General features: G+C 59.4%; 23 protein-coding genes and 1 tRNA gene. 8 read left to right on the top strand and 16 right to left on the bottom strand.

The features are described from left to right. The first annotated feature begins 75 nt into the window (after nucleotides 1-75). The 3 genes from HX868_RS15245 to HX868_RS15235 are packed head-to-tail and all read left to right on the top strand — an operon-like array spanning nucleotide 76 to nucleotide 1711. Nucleotides 76-480 (top strand): ribbon-helix-helix domain-containing protein, encoded by a 405-nt coding sequence (locus tag HX868_RS15245; protein ID WP_218168684.1) that lies wholly within the window; start codon nucleotides 76-78, stop codon nucleotides 478-480. Next, nucleotides 477-794: a type II toxin-antitoxin system RelE/ParE family toxin gene (locus HX868_RS15240; RefSeq protein WP_177003422.1), complete on the top strand. Its 318-nt coding sequence runs from the start codon at nucleotides 477-479 to the stop codon at nucleotides 792-794. Before HX868_RS15245 ends, HX868_RS15240 begins: the two co-directional genes overlap by 4 nt. Before the next feature lie 44 nt (nucleotides 795-838). Next, nucleotides 839-1711: an SMP-30/gluconolactonase/LRE family protein gene (locus HX868_RS15235; protein ID WP_177003548.1), complete on the top strand. Its 873-nt coding sequence runs from the start codon at nucleotides 839-841 to the stop codon at nucleotides 1709-1711. 46 nt (nucleotides 1712-1757) lie between these two features. On the opposite strand, the gene HX868_RS15230 is transcribed toward HX868_RS15235, so the two are convergent. Genes HX868_RS15230 through HX868_RS15220 form a run of 3 tightly spaced genes read right to left on the bottom strand, consistent with a single transcriptional unit; the run spans nucleotide 1758 to nucleotide 5360 of the window. Continuing rightward, entirely contained in the window at nucleotides 1758-2786 is a 1029-nt protein-coding gene (locus HX868_RS15230) for a histone deacetylase family protein (RefSeq protein WP_177003421.1), read from the bottom strand. Between the two features lie 11 nt (nucleotides 2787-2797). After that, a complete protein-coding gene (locus HX868_RS15225) occupies nucleotides 2798-4027 on the bottom strand; it encodes a Zn-dependent hydrolase (protein ID WP_177003420.1) in 1230 nt (409 codons plus the stop codon). Nucleotides 4028-4040: 13 nt separating this feature from the next. After that, nucleotides 4041-5360 carry an MFS transporter gene (locus HX868_RS15220; protein WP_177003419.1) on the bottom strand — a complete coding sequence of 440 codons (1320 nt, stop codon included), beginning with the start codon at nucleotides 5358-5360 and terminating at the stop codon, nucleotides 4041-4043. A 158-nt stretch (nucleotides 5361-5518) separates the two neighbouring features. On the opposite strand from HX868_RS15220, the gene HX868_RS15215 reads away from it, so the two are divergent. After that, nucleotides 5519-6481, top strand: coding sequence for a LysR family transcriptional regulator (locus tag HX868_RS15215; RefSeq protein WP_177003418.1), 963 nt, complete (start codon nucleotides 5519-5521; stop codon nucleotides 6479-6481). Here the strand turns inward: HX868_RS15215 and HX868_RS15210 are convergent. After that, complete coding sequence (locus HX868_RS15210; protein ID WP_095015085.1) at nucleotides 6471-7085, bottom strand: hypothetical protein; 615 nt, start codon at nucleotides 7083-7085, stop codon at nucleotides 6471-6473. The two genes, HX868_RS15215 and HX868_RS15210, sit on opposite strands and share 11 nt — an antisense overlap. Nucleotides 7086-7227: 142 nt before the next feature. After that, nucleotides 7228-7482 (bottom strand): hypothetical protein, encoded by a 255-nt coding sequence (locus HX868_RS15205; RefSeq protein ID WP_177003417.1) that lies wholly within the window; start codon nucleotides 7480-7482, stop codon nucleotides 7228-7230. A 282-nt stretch (nucleotides 7483-7764) separates the two neighbouring features. Here HX868_RS15205 and HX868_RS15200 point away from each other — a divergent pair, with 282 nt between their 5' ends. Then, nucleotides 7765-8991: an MFS transporter gene (locus tag HX868_RS15200; protein WP_095015084.1), complete on the top strand. Its 1227-nt coding sequence runs from the start codon at nucleotides 7765-7767 to the stop codon at nucleotides 8989-8991. Between the two features lie 57 nt (nucleotides 8992-9048). Here the strand turns inward: HX868_RS15200 and hepT are convergent, their stop codons facing one another. The 7 genes from hepT to dapA form a co-directional block, all read right to left on the bottom strand. Continuing rightward, nucleotides 9049-9498: a type VII toxin-antitoxin system HepT family RNase toxin gene (gene hepT, locus HX868_RS15195; protein ID WP_177003416.1), complete on the bottom strand. Its 450-nt coding sequence runs from the start codon at nucleotides 9496-9498 to the stop codon at nucleotides 9049-9051. Beyond that, nucleotides 9488-9883 carry a type VII toxin-antitoxin system MntA family adenylyltransferase antitoxin gene (mntA, locus tag HX868_RS15190; RefSeq protein WP_177003415.1) on the bottom strand — a complete coding sequence of 132 codons (396 nt, stop codon included), beginning with the start codon at nucleotides 9881-9883 and terminating at the stop codon, nucleotides 9488-9490. The genes hepT and mntA overlap by 11 nt, the downstream gene beginning before the upstream one ends. A 120-nt stretch (nucleotides 9884-10003) precedes the next feature. Then, nucleotides 10004-10093 (bottom strand) — tRNA-Ser (locus HX868_RS15185). An 84-nt stretch (nucleotides 10094-10177) separates the two neighbouring features. Further along, nucleotides 10178-10891: a phosphoribosylaminoimidazolesuccinocarboxamide synthase gene (gene purC, locus HX868_RS15180; RefSeq protein ID WP_003172493.1), complete on the bottom strand. Its 714-nt coding sequence runs from the start codon at nucleotides 10889-10891 to the stop codon at nucleotides 10178-10180. 27 nt (nucleotides 10892-10918) lie between these two features. After that, a complete protein-coding gene (locus tag HX868_RS15175) occupies nucleotides 10919-11677 on the bottom strand; it encodes an MBL fold metallo-hydrolase (protein ID WP_016975176.1) in 759 nt (252 codons plus the stop codon). Nucleotides 11678-11681: 4 nt separating this feature from the next. Beyond that, nucleotides 11682-12797 carry an outer membrane protein assembly factor BamC gene (gene bamC, locus HX868_RS15170; RefSeq protein ID WP_177003414.1) on the bottom strand — a complete coding sequence of 372 codons (1116 nt, stop codon included), beginning with the start codon at nucleotides 12795-12797 and terminating at the stop codon, nucleotides 11682-11684. A gap of 17 nt (nucleotides 12798-12814) precedes the next feature. Beyond that, nucleotides 12815-13693: a 4-hydroxy-tetrahydrodipicolinate synthase gene (gene dapA / locus HX868_RS15165; RefSeq protein WP_177003413.1), complete on the bottom strand. Its 879-nt coding sequence runs from the start codon at nucleotides 13691-13693 to the stop codon at nucleotides 12815-12817. Between the two features lie 273 nt (nucleotides 13694-13966). On the opposite strand from dapA, the gene HX868_RS15160 reads away from it, so the two are divergent. Both HX868_RS15160 and HX868_RS15155 read left to right on the top strand, forming a co-directional pair. Then, nucleotides 13967-14527 carry a glycine cleavage system transcriptional repressor gene (locus HX868_RS15160; RefSeq protein WP_003172487.1) on the top strand — a complete coding sequence of 187 codons (561 nt, stop codon included), beginning with the start codon at nucleotides 13967-13969 and terminating at the stop codon, nucleotides 14525-14527. A 10-nt stretch (nucleotides 14528-14537) separates the two neighbouring features. Continuing rightward, the gene (locus tag HX868_RS15155; RefSeq protein WP_116628224.1) at nucleotides 14538-15011 is read left to right on the top strand and encodes a peroxiredoxin; all 474 of its coding nucleotides are present in this window, start codon (nucleotides 14538-14540) and stop codon (nucleotides 15009-15011) included. Nucleotides 15012-15156: 145 nt separating this feature from the next. On the opposite strand, the gene HX868_RS15150 is transcribed toward HX868_RS15155, so the two are convergent. Together HX868_RS15150 and HX868_RS15145 are read right to left on the bottom strand one after the other, a co-directional pair. Then, entirely contained in the window at nucleotides 15157-16227 is a 1071-nt protein-coding gene (locus HX868_RS15150; RefSeq protein WP_033902651.1) for an AI-2E family transporter, read from the bottom strand. 30 nt (nucleotides 16228-16257) lie between these two features. Next, nucleotides 16258-16497, bottom strand: coding sequence for a sulfurtransferase TusA family protein (locus tag HX868_RS15145; protein ID WP_177003412.1), 240 nt, complete (start codon nucleotides 16495-16497; stop codon nucleotides 16258-16260). Nucleotides 16498-16591: 94 nt separating this feature from the next. On the opposite strand from HX868_RS15145, the gene HX868_RS15140 reads away from it, so the two are divergent. Further along, nucleotides 16592-18025, top strand: a complete 1434-nt coding sequence (locus tag HX868_RS15140) for a M48 family metalloprotease (protein WP_177003411.1) — start codon at nucleotides 16592-16594, stop codon at nucleotides 18023-18025. Between the two features lie 65 nt (nucleotides 18026-18090). Here the strand turns inward: HX868_RS15140 and HX868_RS15135 are convergent, their stop codons facing one another. Together HX868_RS15135 and HX868_RS15130 are read right to left on the bottom strand one after the other, a co-directional pair. Continuing rightward, on the bottom strand, nucleotides 18091-19530 hold the full coding sequence (locus HX868_RS15135; RefSeq protein ID WP_016975170.1) for a DegQ family serine endoprotease: 1440 nt from the start codon (nucleotides 19528-19530) through the stop codon (nucleotides 18091-18093). Nucleotides 19531-19764: 234 nt separating this feature from the next. Then, nucleotides 19765-20727 carry a MucB/RseB C-terminal domain-containing protein gene (locus HX868_RS15130; protein WP_177003410.1) on the bottom strand — a complete coding sequence of 321 codons (963 nt, stop codon included), beginning with the start codon at nucleotides 20725-20727 and terminating at the stop codon, nucleotides 19765-19767. Nucleotides 20728-20734 lie beyond the last annotated feature (7 nt).

The following is a 20734-nucleotide window of genomic DNA, read 5'->3' as shown; positions in this document are numbered from 1 at the left end:
GTTTATGCGGCCACGCAGTTCTCTAAATGGGTCAATACTTGCGATCTGACCTTCACAACGGGAGATGTAGCACGCATGGAAACCTATCACTTCTGGACAGACGACGAGTCGCCGGATATCGGCATCGATCAGTTGCTTCTTGCATCACGCCAATGGTCAAGTAGGATTGAATCCTACTCTCCTTCGGCGGACTTCCACATGCGCTCAACCCAGCAAATGAGCATTACCTTGCCCATCGAAATGGCTGCCTTGGTCAAAGCCAAGGTCGCGGCCGGTGAATATGCATCCGAAAGTGAAGTGATCCGCGACGGCCTAAGGGTCTTGCTGGCCCGTGATCGCGCCATGGAAGACTGGCTGCGGGACGAGGTGATCCCAGCTGCGGCAGCCCTCAAGGCCGAGCCCGAGCGGGCGCTGTCCGTCGAACAGGTTCGAGAACACATGGCAGCCAAGCGTCAACGAAAAGGCACCGGGAAAGCGTGAGTTACGCGGTAGCCTTTTCGCCTGAAGCGTTGGCGCAACTCGACGCCCTTGAAGACTACATCAGCGATGCCAGTTCCCCCGTTGTAGCTGCACGCTTTATCGACAACCTCATCCGCTACTGCGAAAACCTTTGCCTGTTTCCCTTGCGCGGCACCCGACGTGACGACCTGCTGAGCCACTTACGCATCACTCACTATCGACGTACCACCGTTATCGCATTCATGGTGGACTCCGATAACGAAACAGTGTCGATCCTGGGGCTATTTTACGGCGGGCAGGACTACACGGCATTGTTGCAGGGCGATGGGGAGTAATCCCTGACCAACAAGAGTGATCAATGAACAAGACAGATGGAAGAATGAGCAGCGCTGCGCACCGAGCACTCAAGCCGGGCCTCTGGGTAATCGGCCTACTGTGCGCCGCCACCCTGGGCTTTTTCGCCTGGCAAAGCTTCTACCCTGTCAGCGCAGCCCGCGGCTGGAGTGTGCAGGTGCTGCATCGCGATGTGCCCAAGGCCGCTTCGTTGATGCCCTTGGCGGATGGGTCTTTGATGGTCAGCCAGGAACTCGATGACGCCAAGGGCAGCATTGTGCGCATCCTTAAGGACGGCACCCGTGAAGTGGTGGTGGGCAGCCTGTCCAAACCCGATGGTTTGTTCGCCACCCGCGGAGGTTGGGTATTCAGCCAGGAGTCCACCGACCTGCCCGTGAGTTTTCTCAAGGACGGTGTCGTCACCGAACTGTTCAGAGGCGAAAGCGTGCAGGGTCTGTGGGATGACGGTGACTACCTCTATGCCATCGAGGACCGCAAGCCTTTCGGGCGACTGCTGCGTTATCGCTGGAGCGATCAATCCTTGACCGTACTGCGTGATCAGCTTCAGGAAGGTGAGTCCATTGTGCGTTGCACCGATGGGCGCATGCTCTACACCGAGAAGAAAAAAGGTGTGGTACGTGAACTGACGGAAGACGGAAGTGATCCGGTGGTGCTGGGCGGCTTTAACAAACCGACGTTTTTGATGTGTGATGAACGCGGGCTGTGGGTCAATGAGGACTCCACGCATCGGGCGAGGTTGTTGCTGATTGATAAGCAGGGGCACCAACGGACGATCTTATCGTTCCTGAAGGCGCCGCAGTCGATTGTGCCGACCGGTCGAGGGACCTATCTGCTGGCCGAGGGTGGGCGGGATCGGGTGTTGGAACTGGTACCCGACACAGGTAAATCCTTACAGTGAACATCGCACCACCGCCTCCTCCATAGGTTGAGGCGGTGCTCACAGGTTAACGCGGCTTCCACGCCTGCGGGCCATTAAAAAACGCCCGCGCATTGCTATCCAGCGTCTCCAGGTGATACCCACCCTCCTGCACGATCACACAGGGCAATCCCAACCCGCGAATGCACTCACCCAACCGTGCGAACCCTTCACGTGTAACGGCGACTTTGCTCTGTGGGTCCAATTCGTAGATATCGAAACCCAGTGACAGCACCAACACATCTGCCGAGAAATGCTTTACCGCCGCCAAGGCCAATTCCAGCTTTTCGAAGAATACCGCCTCACTGGCACCGTGAGGCATTGGCAGGTTGAGGTTGAAGCCTTCGCCCGTTGCGCTACCACGCTCTTCGGCGAAGCCGGCAACGCCAGGATAGAAGTTGGTGGGATCACCGTGAATCGAGACGTAAAACACGTCGTCACGGTCGTAGAAAATCTCCTGAATGCCTTGGCCGTGGTGCATGTCGGTGTCGAGCACGGCGACGCGCTGAAAACCTTGGCGCAATGCTTGTGCAGCAACTGCGGCATTGTTGATGTAACAAAATCCTCCTGCCGCATCGTAACGAGCATGATGGCCCGGTGGACGACAGAGAGCGTAAGCCGCCGGAGCGCCATCAAGAATGTCCTTGGCGGCAGCAACGGCGCTCTGGGCCGACCAATAGGCCGAGCGCCAGGTCAGTTCGCCAATCGGGCAACTGCCATCCGCCAGGTAACGCGCAGCCTGGGCGAGGATGCCACGCAGGGCGTTGGGCTCACGGACGAAGATGTTGGACATGACTTCGTCACCCCAGTCTTCAGGGATTTCCTTCCAGCGTTGGTGGGCCTCCTGCAGGAAAGCCAGGTAGGACGCACCGTGTACGGCCAGCAATGGATCGAGGCCATAGTCCTGCGGCTGCTGGATGTCGAAACCCAAGGTTTGCGCGGCCAACAGCAGGTTGCGAGCGCGCTCGGGAACCTCCTGCGGCGTACGCATCTGGCCACGGGAGTAGTAGCTGCGCGGATGATGCAGCAGTTGTTCGGGGTGGAAAAACGTACGCATAAAAAATCTCCTTACCGAACCTGGCCGGCGCGCTTCAACACGGCGTTGAGCAATACCTCGGCGCCCTGGCGCACATCCTCGGGCAACACGTCTTCGGCTTCGTTGTGACTGAGGCCGCCGACGCAAGGGATGAAGATCATCGCAGTAGGGCAATAGCGCGCCAGGTGGATGGCGTCATGGCCGGCACCGCTGACGATGCGTTGCTGGCTGTAACCCAGGGCATCCACAGCAGTTTGCACGCAGGTAACGCAGTCGGCGTCAAAAGGTGTGGCCGGGCTGATCCAGTGTGGGGTTACGGTCACGGACAATCCGCGTTGCTCGGCGATGGCCTGCAATTGTCGGCGCACCTGCTGCTCCATGGCGTCGATATCGCTGTCGCGGTGGTGGCGCAAATCGACGGTGAAATTCAGTAGGCCAGGGATGGTGTTACGTGACGATTTGGCGATGCTCAATTCACCCACGGTGGTCAGACCTTCCGGGGCAAAATCCGCCGCCAGGTTCTCCAGCGCGTGGATCATCTGTGCGGCGCCATACAAGGCGTCTTTACGCAGTGGCATCGGCGTAGTGCCGGCGTGGGCGGCCATGCCCTCGACGCGCACATCCAGCCAGCGAATCGCCTGACCGCCGGTGACCACGCCGATGCTCTTGGCGTTGTCTTCAAGAATCGGCCCCTGCTCGATATGCGCTTCGAAATACGCATCCACCGCGCCGCCCAAGGGGCGTGAGCCGTTGTAGCCGGTAGCACGCAAAGCCTCGGCCACACTGATGCCATCGACATCGGCGGTGGCCAGGGCCTTGTCCAGTGGCAGGGTGCCGGTGAATACCGCCGAACCGAGCATGGCTGGCGTAAAACGAGCGCCCTCCTCGTTGGTCCATACCGCGATTTCCAGTGGCTTGCGTGTCTGGATCCCATGATCGTCAAGGCTACGGATCACTTCCAGACCCGCCAATACACCGTAGACGCCGTCGAAACGCCCTCCTTCAGGTTGGGTGTCGAGGTGGCTGCCCATCATTACGGGCGCCGCGTCGTTGTCCGTGCCGGCACGACGTGCGAATAGATTGCCGATAGCATCCACGCTCAGTGTCAGCTCGGCGGCCGTGCACCAGTGGCTGAACAGTTCGCGACCGGCTTGATCTTCGCCGCTCAAAGCCAGGCGGCAACTTCCGCCGCGCGCCGTGGCGCCAATCTCGGCCATGGCCATCAGGCTGGCCCACAGGCGCTCGCCATTGATCTTCAACATTACAGACACTCCATCAAACACTATGGGCCATTTCATGGCGGTGGGCGGTGGCATGCCGACGCGACAACGCCAGTACACACACCAGCGAGACCGCCGCGATCAAGCTGTAGAACACTGCCATCGGCCACCATTGGCCTTGGTATTCGTGGGCCAGCCAGGTGCCGATCAACGGCGTAAGACCACCCGCCAGCGCACCGCACACCTGGTAGGCCAGGGAGATCGCGGTGTAGCGCACACGGGTTTCAAACAGGCCGCTGACGAAGCCGGCGATCACGGCATAAAACGAGGCCATGCACACCACCGCCAAGGCGATGCCGAGGATGATCAACGGCGCCTGGCCGCTGCTGACCAATACGAACATGGGATAAGGCGAAGCCATGGCCAGCACCGTCATTGCGCACAGGAAACGCGTGGCACCGACCTTCTCCGCGACCCAGGCGGCCAGCGGCTGGACGCAAAACTGGATGATGGCGACGAAGAACAGGCACTCCAGAATCAACGAGCGCGGTAGGCCCAATTGCTGAGTGCTGTAGGCAATCATGAAAGTGTTGGTGAAATACACGCCGGCAATGCCCAGGGTGTTGGCCCCGATGCACAGCAGCAGTGGGCGCCAAGCGGTTCGCAACACCTCTATGACAGGCGCCTGGTCTTTCTTGATCGCCCGCGCTTTTTCCGCCAAGGCTTTGTCTTCAAGAAATTCCGGCGACTCATTCACGCCCAGGCGAATCGCCAGGCCGACCACCAACAGCAACGCACTGGCCAGGAACGGCACGCGCCAGCCCCAGCTCAATAACTCTTCTTCCGGCAGACGGGTGACCGCACTGAACGCGAGCAGCGACAGGATCAACCCAGCCGGGCTGCCCAATTGCGCGAAGGAAGCGAAGAAGTTGCGCCGACCTTTCGGCGCATGCTCGCCCGCCATCAACACCGCACCGCCCCACTCGCCGCCAACGGCAATACCCTGCACCACACGCAGCAGGATCAGCAGCACCGGCGCCGCGGCCCCGATCTGCGCATAGGTTGGTAGCAGACCGATACACACGGTCACCACGCCCATCATCACCAGGGTGATCACCAGGGATTTCTTGCGGCCAACCCGGTCACCGATGTGCCCGAACACAATGCCGCCCAACGGCCGTGCGAAGAAACCCACGGCAAAGGTGCCGAACGCCGCCATGGTGCTGAAGAGTTTGTCTTCGGAGGGGAAAAACAGTTGGCCAAACACCAGCGCTGCGGCAGTGGCGTAGATGTAAAAGTCGTACCACTCGATCATGGTGCCGATAAAAGCGGCGGCCGCAGCACGGCGGGGCTGGGGCGAAGCAGAAGGCTTCATGGGGCTGGCTCCTTTGGTTATTTTTTTGGCAGGAGAAAGGTCGAACGCATGCGCTCTGATGGCGCTTGTTGAGGGTGATTTATCGTCTCGGGGCTATGATTAGTCAATTTTCTATTTATTATTCCAATTATAAATTCTGCTTATTATCGAGCTGCGCCATGCCCGAAGCCCGCCGCGACATTCATCCCTTGCTCAACGACCGCCTGGACTGGAACCTGCTGCGCACCTTCCGTGTAATCGGCCAGGAGCTGAGCATCAGCCGCGCCGCCGCCCGCCTGCACCTGACCCAGCCAGCAATCAGCCAGGCGCTCAAGCGCCTGGAAGAACAACTCGACTGCCAGCTCATCGTCCGTCGTGGTCCGCGCTTTGTGTTGACAGAGGCCGGTGAGCAGATCTTCGCCATCGCCGGCGAGATGTACGGCCAGGTGTCGCAGATGAGCAATGCCCTGCAAAAACCGGGCGATGAGGTAATCGGCAAAGTGCGATTGCTGATGATCAGCCGGATCAACTCGGACACCTTCGATGAGTTTCTGGCGGATTTTCATCGTGAACATCCTCGGGTCGACCTGGAAGTCGAGGTAATGCGCAGCTCGGACATCGTCGCCGCGCTCCTGGAAAAAACCGCGACCCTGGGTCTGAGCCTCAATCGTCGGCCGCAGCCACGCTTGGAACAACACCTGTTCCTGCGCCAGCGCTATGCGTTTTTTTGTGGGCGACACCATCCATTGTTCGGGCGCATCGGTTTGGCGGAGGGGGACCTGCAATCTGAGAACTTCGTCAGTTTTACCAGCGACCAGATTGGCGGGATGCTCTCGCCGCTAACGATTTTCCGGGATCAACAAGGGTTCAGCGGGCGGATTGTGGCGTCGTCTTCAAGCCTGGAAGAAGTGCGGCGATTGGTGATCGCCGGCTTCGGCCTGGGCTGCCTGCCGATCCATGTGGTCGCGGAAGATGTGAAAAACGGGCTGCTCTGGCGGTTACCACCGGATGAGGGAATAACGGACGTGGACATTCATCTACTGTGGAATCGGGAGCAGAAGATGAGCCGGGCAGAAACCGTGTTTATTCAGAGCCTGACCGCGCGCCTGGCAGACCAAGGCGCGCACGTTGCTAAAAGTTGATGAACGCCGGCTGCTTGCACAGGGTTAGATTGCCGAGGTTCTCATTGATATCGAGCTTCGATGTGCCGATGTCGAATTGGTAATACACTTTCCAGGAAATCGCGGCACGGGTGCCGGTCGTGCAAAACTTGATCAACTTGGCCTTGCAGGTGGCCTCGTAATAGGTGCCGGCAAGCATGCGCGCCGGGCTGGCGCCTGGGTCTTTGGATTGGCAAGGACAGTGGGACAGAAACACCTCGGCTTTTGCCGGCGGACGACCGCGCAACGCGACGAAATTTTGCACGCACTCATCAAAGTGCTCGATCAACAACTCTTCGGCATGCCGGCTTTCGGCCTCCACCCCCCGTTGCGTTGCCAGGTCCCGCGCAATGGGCAGCAATTCAGCGTACTTCGCCTGGTGTATCTGCGGGGATGGCGGGACTTTGAGCAGTTGCGCACTGACCCTCAGCTTATTGCCCACAGCGCTGTTGGCGACCTGATCGCGTGATTGCCGACTGACAAATACATAGTAGCGGGCGCCTTCCAGGCTCAACACCAAACCGATCGCGCCCGGACGTTCACGAAGCGGCAACGCTTCGCTGAGTGTGTTCCGATAAACAAGCATGGACCTCTCCCAAATCAATCGATAACCCCGAACAGAACTCCAGCAGGTGCACGGGCGTCGGCAGTTCTATGGGGTTAACGGTTGAGGCGCTGTGTTTATTCCGTCGGCATGCCTGGGCGTCCGATGTGGGTGAGCCTTTTACTCAGCTTCCCCGTTCTTTATTGGCCTGGGAGAGAACCGACGCGGCCAGGGATTTTGTGTCCTCGCTGTACTTGTCGCTTTGAAGCACTTTCCCCGCCTTTTCTTCCAGTTCAGCGCTCGTCTGCTTCTCGGTGCTGCGCTGAGCCAGCGCTGAAGCAGCAAGGCTTTTGGCAATGACTGAAGCGTCTGGATTATTGAGAGTATTGGCCGCCAGAGCCGCTATCTTGCCGGAGGTTTTTTTCGTGTTCTTGCTCATGATGCAATTCCTTTGCAGTGGGAAGCGCCTGATCGAGTGCGCTACCACAAAGTAATCAGTTGCCGGAGCCACTGCAATGCGCTGCCTGTAGGCAGCGTTGGGGAAGGCTGTATGAAAGGTGTATGGCTCACGTAGTGCGCGCTAGAGCGTCGCATCGATAGCACTGATGATTACTATCGAAACGAGCGCCTGCCCGATTTTCAGCGCTGATTCCTATAATCGCCTCCACTTTCCTTCCCCCTCGCCTCGCTTCGGGCGACGTTCACCCTGGAACCCAACACCATGCCAAGTGCCAGCCAGGCCCCCCGCGGCCTTCCCGAACATAATCAACAGAGCGTCAAACAGCAGTGGCTGGCGATCCTCTCGGTCGCCGTGGGCGCCTTTGCCCTGGTGACCAGCGAGTTTCTACCGGTGGGCGTACTCAACGATGTGGCTGCGGACCTGGGCATCAGTGCCGGCCACGCAGGCCTGATGGTCACCCTGCCCGGCATCATGGCCGCGCTCGCCGCCCCTCTGCTGTCGGTGATCATTGGCGCTATGGATCGCCGCTACCTACTGATCGGCCTGACGCTGATCATGATCATCGCCAACATGGTCGTGGCTTTCGCCAGTGATTTCAGCCTTCTGCTATTCGGTCGCGTATTGCTGGGCATCAGCATCGGCGGTTTCTGGGCCACGGCCATCGCCCTCAGCGGCCGCCTGGCCCCCAGGGGCGTGGACGTGGCGAAGGCCACTTCAATCATCATGATGGGCGTGACACTGGCCACCGTACTCGGCGTGCCCGTCGGCACTTGGCTCAGCGGCCTGATGGGCTGGCGCATGACCTTCCTGGTCACCGCGCTGGTGGGCCTGCCAGTGCTGTTGGCACAGGTCCTCTTGCTCCCCATACTCAAGCCGGAAAAAGCCATTCTCGTCAGCGACCTGCCGGCGTTGTTCATCAACCCACGGGCCCGGGTCGGCTTGATCGCGGTATTGCTGATCGGCCTGGCGCATTTTGCCGCGTACACCTACGTCGCACCCTTCTTCAAGAACAGTTCCGGTTTCGACGGCCCGACTATTGGCTCGCTGCTGCTGATGTTTGGCATTGCAGGCGTGGCAGGTAACATCTTTGCCGGTTTTGCCGCCAACCGCAGTGTGCGCTACACCCTGCTGCTGGTCGCGCTGATGATCGGCACCAGCACCGCCCTGTTCCCGTACTTCGCCACCGGCCTGACCGGCGCTGCCATGCTGATCGCACTCTGGGGCTTCGCCTTCGGCGCCTTCCCGGCTTGCGCCAGTATCTGGATGTTTGTCGTAGCGCCCAAGGATGTGGAGCGTGGTATGCCGCTGTTTGTCGCGTTGTTCCAGGTGATCATTGCGCTGGGGTCGTTCTTTGGCGGGCGGATCGTCGACCAGATGGGCAGCTCGGTGTTGTTGAGCCTGGCGACGGCGTTGGTGGGTGTGGGGTTTGTGACGGTGCTGGTGTTGGGCCGTAACGTCAGCAATAGCTTGGCGGCGCAGCCTGCCTGAACAAACAAGTACTGACTAAAAAGCCTGCTGAGTGTTGAGCTCAGCAGGCTTTTTCGTTTAATCGGGATGAGTATCTGTGGTGGCACCTGACTGGCTTGCATCCTTAGTCAGGATAAATGAGCTAAAAGCCAGAAAATCCCCTAGATGCTGAGTGATGATCGCAACGGTGATCGGCAATTGAAGGGTTTGATACTCATGAACGGCGATGTTGCGAAAACCGACCATGTTCTTCAGGTTGGTCAACAAGGACGGGCTCACCCACCCACCTTGGGATAGCAATTGAAACACGTCGCGGGCGCCCTGAGGTACGCCCAGCCGCTCACGACGGATCAAATGCTGCCCCATGTCCAGTGCAGCTTCGCAGGCACGCTGAATGTTGAGAATCGCCGCATCCTGTCGCGTGAAGTCAACCGCGAAACTGTCAGGGTCCTTGTCGTACTCCTCGCGAGCGCGAGCCACACAGCGCTCAATACTCGAGGCTTTGTTGATGAGCACATCATCGACCATGCACTTTTCCTTCCTTCTGAATATCGGCCAACAGCGCTGCCCTTGCAGTGTCCAGCGCGGTTTTTTCGCTGAGGATATAGCTCTCGAAAATACCTGCCTGACTGTCCTTGTTCCAGAGCCGACGCCCGGTTGTTATTACCTGATATTGCATGACCGTGGAGGCCGCGCGCAGGTCCAGCAAATCGACGGGCACCGCCACGATGTCAGCAAGCTCCCCCGCTGTCTGCCACAGCAGTAGCGGGTCCACTGTGCCGGCAGCAAGCACTGCCAGGTCGAGATCGCTGTCGGCATTCGCCTCACCCGTCGCTTGACTGCCAAACACATAGACAGCCATCAGATCAGGGATACTCGCCAATAACTGCGCCATCACTGCTTCAACGTTCATGTTGCGACTCATGGTGCCATCCGATGAATGACCGTAGCAGAATTCATCTTCAAATTTCTGCCCCAAACAAAAAACCCCCGACAACCATTAGGTTATCGGGGGTTTTTCATTATTCAATAATGGCGGAGAGATAGGGATTCGAACCCTAGGTACCGGTGAAGGTACAACGGATTTCGAATCCGTCCCATTCGGCCACTCTGGCATCTCTCCAACGGCGCGCATCATAACAGCGTGACTCAGGAAAGCAAAGCTCGAAGCGAGATTTTTTTCCGTGCTATCAGATGCTTGCGTCGATTAAAGCGGTACGCCCAGACGGTTGGCGACTTCTTCGTAGGCTTCGATGACGTCACCGAGCCCCTGGCGGAAGCGGTCCTTGTCCATCTTCTTCTTGGTGTCCTTGTCCCACAGGCGGCAGCCGTCCGGGCTGAATTCGTCGCCCAGGACGATGGAGCCGTCGTGGAACACGCCGAATTCCAGCTTGAAGTCCACCAGCAGCAGGCCTGCGTCGTCGAACAGTTTGCTCAGGACGTCGTTGACCTTGAGGGACAATTCTTTCATGCGCGCCAGTTGCTCAGCGGTGCCCCAGCCGAACGCCACGACGTGGGATTCGTTGATGAACGGGTCGCCCTTGGCGTCGTCCTTCAGGAACAGCTCGAAGGTGTAAGGGTTGAGCTTGAGCCCCTCTTCCACGCCCAGACGCTTCACCAGGCTGCCGGCAGCGTAGTTACGCACGACGCACTCAACCGGGATCATGTCGAGCTTCTTGACCAGACACTCGTTGTCGCCCAGCAGCTTGTCGAATTGGGTCGGAATGCCGGCCTCTTCGAGTTTCTGCATGATGAAGGCGTTGAACTTGTTGTTCACCATGCCTTTGCGGTCAAGTTGTTCGATGCGCTTGCCATCGAACGCCGAGGTGTCGTTGCGAAACAGCAGGATCAGGCGGTTGGCGTCGTCGGTCTTGTACACCGACTTGGCTTTGCCGCGGTAGAGTTCTTCACGTTTTTCCATGATGGGCTCCGCTTGCTAAATGGTGGGCTAGGCGATGTGTCGCCAGTCGAGCCCTGAATCTTGATCGGCCAGTTGCAGCCAGTCCGGGTCGCACCCGAGGGTGTCGACAAAACATTGCCGGGCCAGCTGCGGCAGGTTGTTCTTGCTGCTCAGGTGGGCCAGGACCAGGTGTTGCAAGTCTTGCCAGCCCAACTCATACACCAGGTACGCCGCCTGGTGGTTGTTCAAATGTCCCAGTTCGCCGCCCACCCGCTGCTTGAGAAAGTAGGGGTAATGACCGCGAGCCAGCAGATCCCGACAGTGGTTGGACTCGATCATCAAGGCATCGAGGTTCCGGTAACCGTCCAGCACCTTGGCGCAGTAGGAACCCAGGTCGGTGAGTACGCCGAAGCGTCGCTCACCATCACTGAAGACATATTGCGTCGGCTCCTGGGCGTCGTGCGCCACGGCAATCACCTCGATGCTCAAGGCACCGATTTGCAGCTGCTCGCCACCGGCCAGGAAACCTGCGGGTTCAATGGGTTTGCGCATCCCGCGCAAGGTGCCGCGACTGAGGTACACCGGAAGATTGTAGCGCCGAGACAGCAAACCCACGCCATGCACGTGGTCGGCATGTTCGTGGGTCACCAGAATCGCGCTCAACTGCGCGGGGTGAACCCCCAGGCGCAGCAGGCGCCGCTCGGTTTCTTTTAACGAGAAACCACAATCCACCAGCACATACGTGTCGTCATGTGCGACCAGCGTGCCGTTCCCTTGGCTACCGCTGCCGAGAACGGCAAAACGCATCGGATCAGCCCAGGTTGTCCTGAATCACGCCCAACACTTTGCGCGCTGTTTCAGCGGGCGCAACGGTGTTGATGTTCTTCTCGACGGTCACTTGTACGCTTTCGCCAACCTTGCTCAAACGAACCTGGTAACGCTCGGCACGGGTCTCGATTTCTTCCTTGGTCGGCTGGCTGCCGAACAGTTTGCTGAAGAAACCTGGCTCTTCATCTTTACGCTCGGCCTTTTCAGCCACGTTGATGTAGTACAGGCCCAGGCTGCGGTTGATGTCTTCTACACGCCAAGGGCCCTGCTCCAATGCACGGCCAACACTGGCCCAGGCACGGTCGAGGTCTTCACCCAGGTTCAGCACCACGTTGCCGCTGCCGTCTTCGGTCAGGCTGACGCGGCTCGGGGTGTCGTAATCACGTGCGGCGAGCAGGGAAACCGAACCGCCCTTCTCGGAGATACGGCTCATGCTGGCCAGCATCTCATCGACCAATGCCGAGTCGACACCGGTGTTGACCGAACGATTGGTGAAATCAACGTTGGCGGTGCTGCCGGCCGGACGCTCGGCGCTGACCACATAGACTTCACTGGTATTACGCTGCACGCCTGGCTCGATGCGCACACGCACACGGGCTTCGCTGTCGGCGGCTACACCACCGGCCTGCAGGCGCTTGGCCATGGTGGCGGACAGCTCGCTGCCCTGCTGCCATGCGGTGGTGAACTCACCGGTCTGCGGGCGCTGCTCGTCGATACGGAAACCGTTGTCCTGGAAGAACTGTACGGCTACTGGCCAGACTTCGGCAGGTGGGCGCTGAGCCACGATCCAGCGGGAATCACCGCTCTTCTGCAGGCTGTAGTCGCTGGCATCCGCCACCGCCGAGATCGGCTGTGGACGCGGCACCACGTACTCACCCTTGGTGGTGTCGTCGGCGACGTTGCGCGGAATCGGCAGCAACGGGTCAAGGCGCTTGGCAACGTTGACGCCCGGCGGCAATTCCATCGGTTTGGTAGGTTGGGCTTCCAGGTAATCGCTACCGCGGTCACGGAAGTAGCCTTCCGGGCCCCAGACCCAACCGCAGCCACTGGTGCTGGAGATAATCAAGGCAAGTGCGGAAAGTCCGGCCAATCGCTTCATGCGTAGTGCTTCCTCAATTAAACCAGGACGCCGGACTGGCGCAGGGCCTGTCGCAGCGGTTCGTGACAGACTTCGCTGAGACGGGTGAGCGGCAGACGGATACCGTCCGGCATCATGCCCATTTCAGTCAGTGCCCACTTCACGGGAATAGGGTTGGATTCGATAAACAGTGTCTTGTTGAGCGGCATCAGCTTTTCGTGGATCGCACGGGCGGTCACGGCGTCGCCGGCAATGGCGGCGGCGCACATTTCGCTCATGGCACGCGGGGCCACGTTGGCGGTCACGGAGATGTTGCCCTTGCCGCCCAGCAGGATCAGCTCTACGGCGGTGGCGTCGTCACCGGAATACACCAGGAAATCGCTGCTCACGCCGGCCAGGATGTCCTTGGCGCGTTGCAGATCGCCGGTGGCTTCCTTGATACCGATGATGTTCGGCACGGTGGACAGGCGGATCACGGTCGCGGCCTGCATGTCGCACGCGGTGCGGCCTGGCACGTTGTAGAGGATCTGCGGGATGTCGACGGCTTCGGCGATGGCGCGGAAGTGCTGGTACAGGCCTTCCTGGGTCGGCTTGTTGTAGTACGGAGTCACCAGCAGGCAGGCGTCGGCGCCGGCCTTCTTGGCGTTTTTGGTCAACTCGATGGCTTCACGCGTCGAGTTGGCGCCCGTACCGGCGATCACGGCAATACGGCCCGCGACGCGCTTGACCACGAACTCGATGACCTGAATGTGTTCTTCCACATCGAGGGTGGCCGATTCACCGGTGGTGCCGACCGCCACGATGGCGTTGGTGCCTTCTTGCAGGTGGAAGTCCACCAGTTTGCCCAGGCTGTCCCAGTCGAGATGACCTTGTGCATCCATGGGTGTGACCAGTGCCACCATACTGCCCGCAATCATGCAACCGCTCCTGCCGGAAAAAGAGAGCCGTAATGGTACTGGCGCCAAGATGCTTGCACAAGCGAAGTACCGCCTGAGGATGCGTTCTGGCGCAACTAAACGACGGGCAATGCCATCATTGGGCAAAAGCACGCCTTGAAGCACGCTGAAATCAGACCGTTCAAGTAATGAAAACGCCACCTCCTATCCCTTGGCGACGGTTTTCGCTACCCTTCATCCTTTGATCGATACGGCCCTCACGGTATCGACCGCTCATCGTTTTAGGAAGGCTGCATGTCCACCCCCACAGTTCGCGAACAATTCCTTGTTATCAGTGCCCTCGGCGCCAACCCCATGGAGCTGACCAACGTCCTGTGCCGCGCCAGCCATGAAAACCGCTGCGCCGTGGTGACCTCCCGACTGACCCGCCACGGCGAGTGCAGCGCGCTGGTCTTGCAGATCTCCGGCACCTGGGATGCCCTGGCGCGCCTGGAAACCGGCCTGCCAGGCCTGGCCAAGAAGCATGACTTCACCGTCAATGTGGTGCGCAGTGCTGCACTGGAGAATCGTCCCCAGGCCCTGCCTTATGTGGCGTATGTCAGTTCGGCCTATCGCTCGGACATCGTCAACGAACTGTGCCAGTTCTTCATCGACCACAACGTCGAGCTGGAGAACCTGACCTGCGACACCTACCAGGCCCCGCAAACCGGCGGCACCATGCTGAACGCCACGTTTACCGTGACCTTGCCGGCCGGCGTGCAGATCAGCTGGCTGCGCGACCAGTTCCTGGATTTCGCCGATGCCCTGAACCTCGACGCACTGATCGAGCCATGGCGCCCACAGAACCCAATGTAAGGAAGTTTTCATGGCGGTAGTCATCGACAAACCCGTAGCCGATTTCGAAGCCCAGGCCACCAGCGGCCAGACCTTCAGCCTTGCAGCCCTCAAGGGCAAGCAAGTGGTGATCTACTTTTACCCGAAGGACAGCACGCCCGGCTGCACCACCGAAGGCCAGGGGTTCCGCGACCAGTACGCGGCATTCAAGGCGGCCAACACCGAAGTGTTTGGTGTGTCGCGGGACAGCGTGAAGTCCCACGAGAACTTCAAGGGCAAGCAGGAATTCCCCTTCGAGCTGATCAGCGACAAGGACGAAGCAGTCTGCCAGCTGTTTGATGTGATCAAGTTGAAGAAGCTGTACGGCAAGGAATACCTGGGTGTGGATCGCAGCACCTTCCTCATCGACAAGGACGGCGTGCTGCGTCAGGAATGGCGTGGTGTGAAGGTGCCGGGACATGTGGATGCGGTTCTGGCGGCGGCGCAGGCGTTGAGCAAGGCTTGAGCTTGTAGTGAGCGAGCTTGTTGTGGCGAGCGAGCTTGCTCGCGCTGGACCGGGCTGGCGCTCCAGTGCGAAGCGCTCCCGTTTTTTTGGGGCCGCTTCGCGGCCCAGCGGGAGCAAGCTCCCTCGCCACAGTTCGCGCCTACAATTAGAGTAACGGCGCCACCACCGGTTCCTGACGCGGCCACGCATCCAGCACCGCCTTGAACAGCGTCGCCAGGGGGATCGCGAAGAACACACCCCAAAACCCCCACAGCCCACCGAACAACAACACCGCGCAGATGATCGCTACCGGGTGCAGGTTGACGGCCTCCGAGAACAGCAGCGGCACCAGCACGTTGCCGTCCAGGGTCTGGATGATCCCGTACACCGCCATCAGGTAGATGAACTGGTCGCTCCAGCCCCACTGGAACAGCGCAATCAGCGCCACCGGCACGGTCACCACAACGGCGCCGACGTACGGCACCACCACCGAAATCCCCACCAGCAACGCCAGCAAGGCCGCGTAGTTCAGGTCCAGCGCAATAAAGGCGATGTAGGTCACGCCCCCGCAGATAATGATTTCGATGACCTTGCCGCGAATGTAGTTGGCGATCTGCCGGTTCATTTCCTCGGCTACCCGGGTAATCAACGCACGTTCGCGAGGCAGGTAGCCACGCACCCAGCGGCCGATCATGGCGCGGTCCTTGAGGAAGAAGAACACCAGGATCGGCACCAGTACCAGGTAGATCATGATGTTGACCAGCAACGGCAGGCTGGACAGGGAAAAGGTCAGTGCCCATTGCCCGAATTTTCCGATCTCGCCGCGTGCCGCTTCGATGGCCTGCAACACCTGTTCGTCTGACACCAGATGCGGGTAGCGTTCCGGCAACAGCAGCAACAGTGACTGCCATTTGGCAAGCATGCCCGGCAGTTCGTTGAACAGCGTGATCAACTGATGCCACAGCAACGGCAGTACCACCACGATAAACAGCACCAGCAGCCCCATGAACAAGGCGAACACCAGGCCCACAGCAGCTCCGCCTGGCAAGCGCAAGCGCTCCAGTGTGGTGACCAAGCCTTGCATCAGATACGCCAATACCATCCCCGCCAATACCGGCGCCAGCATGCCGCCCAGGGTGAGCACGGCCGTAAAGGCCAGAAACAGCAGGACCGCCAGCACCACGGCCTCCTCATCGGAGAAGTAGCGCTGGATCCAGTCTCGTAACACTTTGAACATCAATCAACCTCGGCGGGTGGGGCAAACGGTTCAGGCCTTGCGCAACCAGTAACGGTACACGCCGCCAGCATCTTCTTCATGCAACAGCGCGTGGCCGGCCAGCTTGGCAAAGGTGCGAAAATCACGCTGGGAGCCCGCGTCCGTGGCGATCACCTTGAGCACTGCGCCGCTGGCCAATCGATTGAGCTCCAGCTTGGCCTTGAGCAAAGGCAACGGGCAATTGAGGCCGCTGGCATCGAGTTCGGCATCAAAGGCTACAGCGTCGGTCATGGTTTACTCCAGGCAAGCATCGGGGATGCTTAGAATATCTGGTCCGAAGCTCAGTGTCCGGCTACAGTAAGCTCTTTGTCGAAAGGCTTTGTGCATGACTTTTTTGCGCCCTACCCTGCTGACGCTGGCTTGCCTGCTGGCCTCCCCAGGCTTCGCTGACGACCTGCCGTCACTCGGCGACGCCAGTTCTGCCATTGTCTCGCCACAACAGGAATACCAGTTGGGCCGCGCCTGGTTGGCCTACCTTCGAGGCCAAGTCTCGCAACTCAACGATCCGCAGCTCAAGGATTACGTCGAAACCAGCGTCTACAAGCTGGTGGAGACCAGCCAGGTCAATGACCGACGCCTGGAGTTCATCCTGATCAACAGCCCGCAATTGAACGCCTTTGCCGCGCCTGGCGGAATTGTTGGGGTCAACGGCGGCCTGTTCCTCAACGCCCAGACCGAAGGGGAATATGCCTCGGTACTGGCCCACGAACTGGCGCACTTATCCCAACGCCACTTCGCCCGTGGCGTGGAAGCGCAGCAGCGCATGCAGATCCCGATGATGGCGGCCCTGCTAGGTGGCATTATTGCCGCAGCAGCCGGCGCAGGTGACGCGGGTATTGCCGCGATTGCCGGCACCCAGGCGGCGGCGATTCAAGAACAGCGCCGGTTCTCGCGTCAGAACGAACAAGAGGCCGACCGTATCGGCATCCTCAACCTGGAAAAAGCCGGTTACGACCCGCGGTCCATGCCGACCATGTTCGAACGCCTGATGCGCCAATACCGCTTCGATGCCAAGCCGCCGGAATTCCTGCTGACGCACCCAGTCACCGAATCGCGTATTGCCGACACCCGCAACCGCGCCGAGCAGGCCAAAGCCGGCGGCAAGGAAGACAGCCTGCGTTATCAACTGATTCGCGCACGGGTGCAGCTGCAATACGAAGACACGTCAGGACTCGCTGCCAAGCGCTTCCAGGCGCAGTTGGACGAAAACCCGAAAAACGATGTGGCGCGTTATGGCCTGGCTATCGCCCAGACCAAGGGTTCTCAGTTCAAGCAAGCACGTGAAAACCTGACAGCGTTACTGGCCAAGGCGCCGAACGACATCACCTACAACCTGGCGCTGATCCAGCTTGAGATAGACAACAACCATCTGCCTGATGCCCAGCAACGTACTGATCGAATGCTGACTCAGTATCCGGGCAACTACCCACTGAATCAGCTACGCGTGGATCTTCTGCTCAAGCAGAACCGTACCGCCGATGCGGAAAAAGCGCTGGACAGCTTGCTCAAGTCTCGTCCGGATGACCCGGACGTGTGGTACCAGGTCGCAGAGACACGCGGTTTGTCCGGCAATATTATCGGCCTGCACCAAGCCCGCGCCGAATACTTTGCCCTGGTGGGTGACTTTCAGCAGGCCATCCAGCAGTTGGACTTCGCCAAGCGTCGCGCCGGCAACAACTTCCCGCTGTCGTCGCGCATCGACGCCCGTCAACGCGAGCTGATCGAGCAGGAACGCCTGGTCAAAGGGATGATGAGCTAAACCTCTCGCCCACAAAAAAGCCCCGCCCTTGTTTAACGAAGGCGGGGCTTTTTGTTTCTACCGACTTATTCGGCGAGCTTGAAGGTAATGAAGCTTGCACGCCCCTGACGCAGCACGCGCATCGACACCGAACGATTCTTCGGCAACGCCTTGGCGATGTCGGTGAATTGCTTGGTGCTGTCGATAGCCTGGTTGTTCAGGTGGGTAATGACGTCACCCGGCTGCAGACCGATCAGGGAGGCAGGACCGTCCTGCACTTCCTTGATCACGACACCGCTCTTGAGGTCGAAGGTTTTCTTCTGCTCATCGGTCAGCTCGGCCACGGCAATGCCCAGGCGGTTGCTGCTGCGCTCAGCACCTGGCTTGGCGTTGCCCAGAGCATCCAGGGTTGCGCCCTCTTCAGGGATGGCCCCCACGGTCAGCTCAACGGTCTGGCGCTTGCCTTCACGAATGACTTCCAGTTTGGCCTTGCTGCCGGCCTTGAGAGCACCGACCAGGTGCGGCAGGTCAGCCGACATGACAATCGGCTGGCCGTTCATGCTCAGGATCACGTCGCCGACCTGCAGGCCACCTTTGGCAGCCGGGCCGTCGTCCTGGATCTGCGCGACCAGGGCGCCGGCCGGCTTGTCGAGACCGAAGGATTCAGCCAGGTCTTTGTTCACTTCCTGGATCACCACGCCCAACCAACCACGGCTGACTTTGCCGCCGCTTTTCAATTGGTTGGAAACATCCATGGCGACGTCGATCGGGATAGCGAACGACACGCCCATGAAACCGCCGGAACGGGTGTAGATCTGCGAGTTGATGCCTACCACTTCGCCCGCCAGGTTGAACAGCGGACCACCGGAGTTACCCGGATTGATCGGCACGTCAGTCTGGATGAATGGCACGTAGTTCTCGTTCGGCAAGCTGCGGCCGATGGCGCTGACGATACCTTGGGTCACGGTGTGGTCAAACCCAAACGGCGAACCGATGGCGACGACCCACTGCCCAGCCTTCAGGTCCTGGGATTTACCCAGCTTCAACACCGGCAGGTCCTTGCCTTCGATCTTCAGCAAGGCCACGTCGGAACGTGGATCGGTGCCCACCAGCTTGGCTTTCAGTTCACTGCGATCCGCCAGGCGCACGAGAATCTCATCGGCGTCAGCAATCACGTGGTTATTGGTGAGGATGTAGCCATCCGGCGAGATAATGAAGCCCGAGCCCAGGGACTGAGCCTCACGCTGGCCACCACCGCCACCACGAGGTGCGCGCGGTTGCGGCATGCCACGCTCGAAGAACTCGCGCAACATCGGCGGCAAGCCTTCCAAGTCCGGCATCTGCTGATTGGAGACTTTGCGATCCGGCAGTTTTTGCGTGGTACTGATGTTCACCACGGCCGGCGAGGCCTGCTCAACCAATTGGGTGAAGTCAGGCAGCTCGGCCGCTTGCGCGGGCAAGGCCTGACCCAGCACCAATACCGTGGCGACTATGGATAGGTAAGACTTCAAACGTGGTATCGACATACAGCTCCCGTTACGACGAGCAGGGTTGAGCGACAGGGTTCAAGAAACGCCGAAAACTGCGACCGACATCTTTGTTCCGCGAACAAAACAAGGTCAGAGGCGACAAGCCCTGACCTATAAAAAACATAAGAGATTTTTGCAAGTGAAAATGCTGATCCAGACATTTCATGCTCTCGACAGCCAACCAGGCATGCAAATACAGTGAAACGTCAGGATGAACATAGGATTAACGGCTCACGGCTGGGTGGCTGGCTTTTTTTCACCACGCACCGATAACGCGATACGTTCTGCGGTGCCAATGGGAATTTCGCCCACCACCGTTACCATCATTTCGCCGTCTACCGTATTGAGGCGACGGGATACAGCCACCGTTGGGCCGAGCTGGGTGCGGGTTTCCGTGACACTCGCGTCACTGATCGGCTCCAGGAACACGGAGAAACGCGCCAGCCCGTCCTCGTACATCAGGCTGTCGACTGTCGCCTTGGTCTGGGTGTCTTTGCGGGCGCTGGTATTGGTCAACTGAAAGCCCGGCGGTAGCCACTCCAAATGCCACGCCTCAGTAGACTGCACCTCGGGCGCTTTGTCACTGGCGACCGATACAGGTGTGCATTCGCTGCTGGGCTGCAGGTCGCGATCATCCGGTACGGTTGACGTGTTCAACCGCGTGAACTGGAAGCGCTCCAGCAACTGCCCTTGGTCATTCAGCAAAAGCGATTTGAGCGGCAACGCCGTTTCACGATCCAGGTGCAGCTCAAAACCGTAGCGATACTGATCACGCGGCGTGATCGACACGATCACCGCATTACGACCGGCCACGCGGGATTTTCCGATGACGGCCAGTTCGTAGAATTGATTGAGTTTTTGCGGATCCAGCGCACGGGACGGCGCATCACGCGAGTTGCCGAGGCCTGCGACAAGGGTGCCGCTGACACATTGGGTCCGGCCATCCAGCCGCACGACTTCCTGGGCAGAACCATCAAGCTGCAAAAGCCGCTCACGGACCTGACCATTCTGGACACGATGCCAGATGTCATGAGTGGAAAAACTGCCGTTACGCTCGTAGACGAACGTACCTTGAAAGCTTTGCTGCTGCTCTGCACGCCCAAGTCGATTCAGCCAGTCTTGGGCTTCATCGGCGTGGGCGGGGAGTGCAAACCAACTACTGAGCAAAAGCGTAAGGAGCGGTATGGCTCGCATAGAGCTC

Origin of the sequence: Pseudomonas reactans (genome assembly GCF_013385825.1) — a bacterium.
In the GTDB taxonomy this organism is placed as follows: Bacteria; Pseudomonadota; Gammaproteobacteria; order Pseudomonadales; family Pseudomonadaceae; genus Aquipseudomonas; species Aquipseudomonas reactans.
Note: the sequence above shows the minus strand (reverse complement) of the source record. Positions and strands in the feature narration are given on the sequence as shown.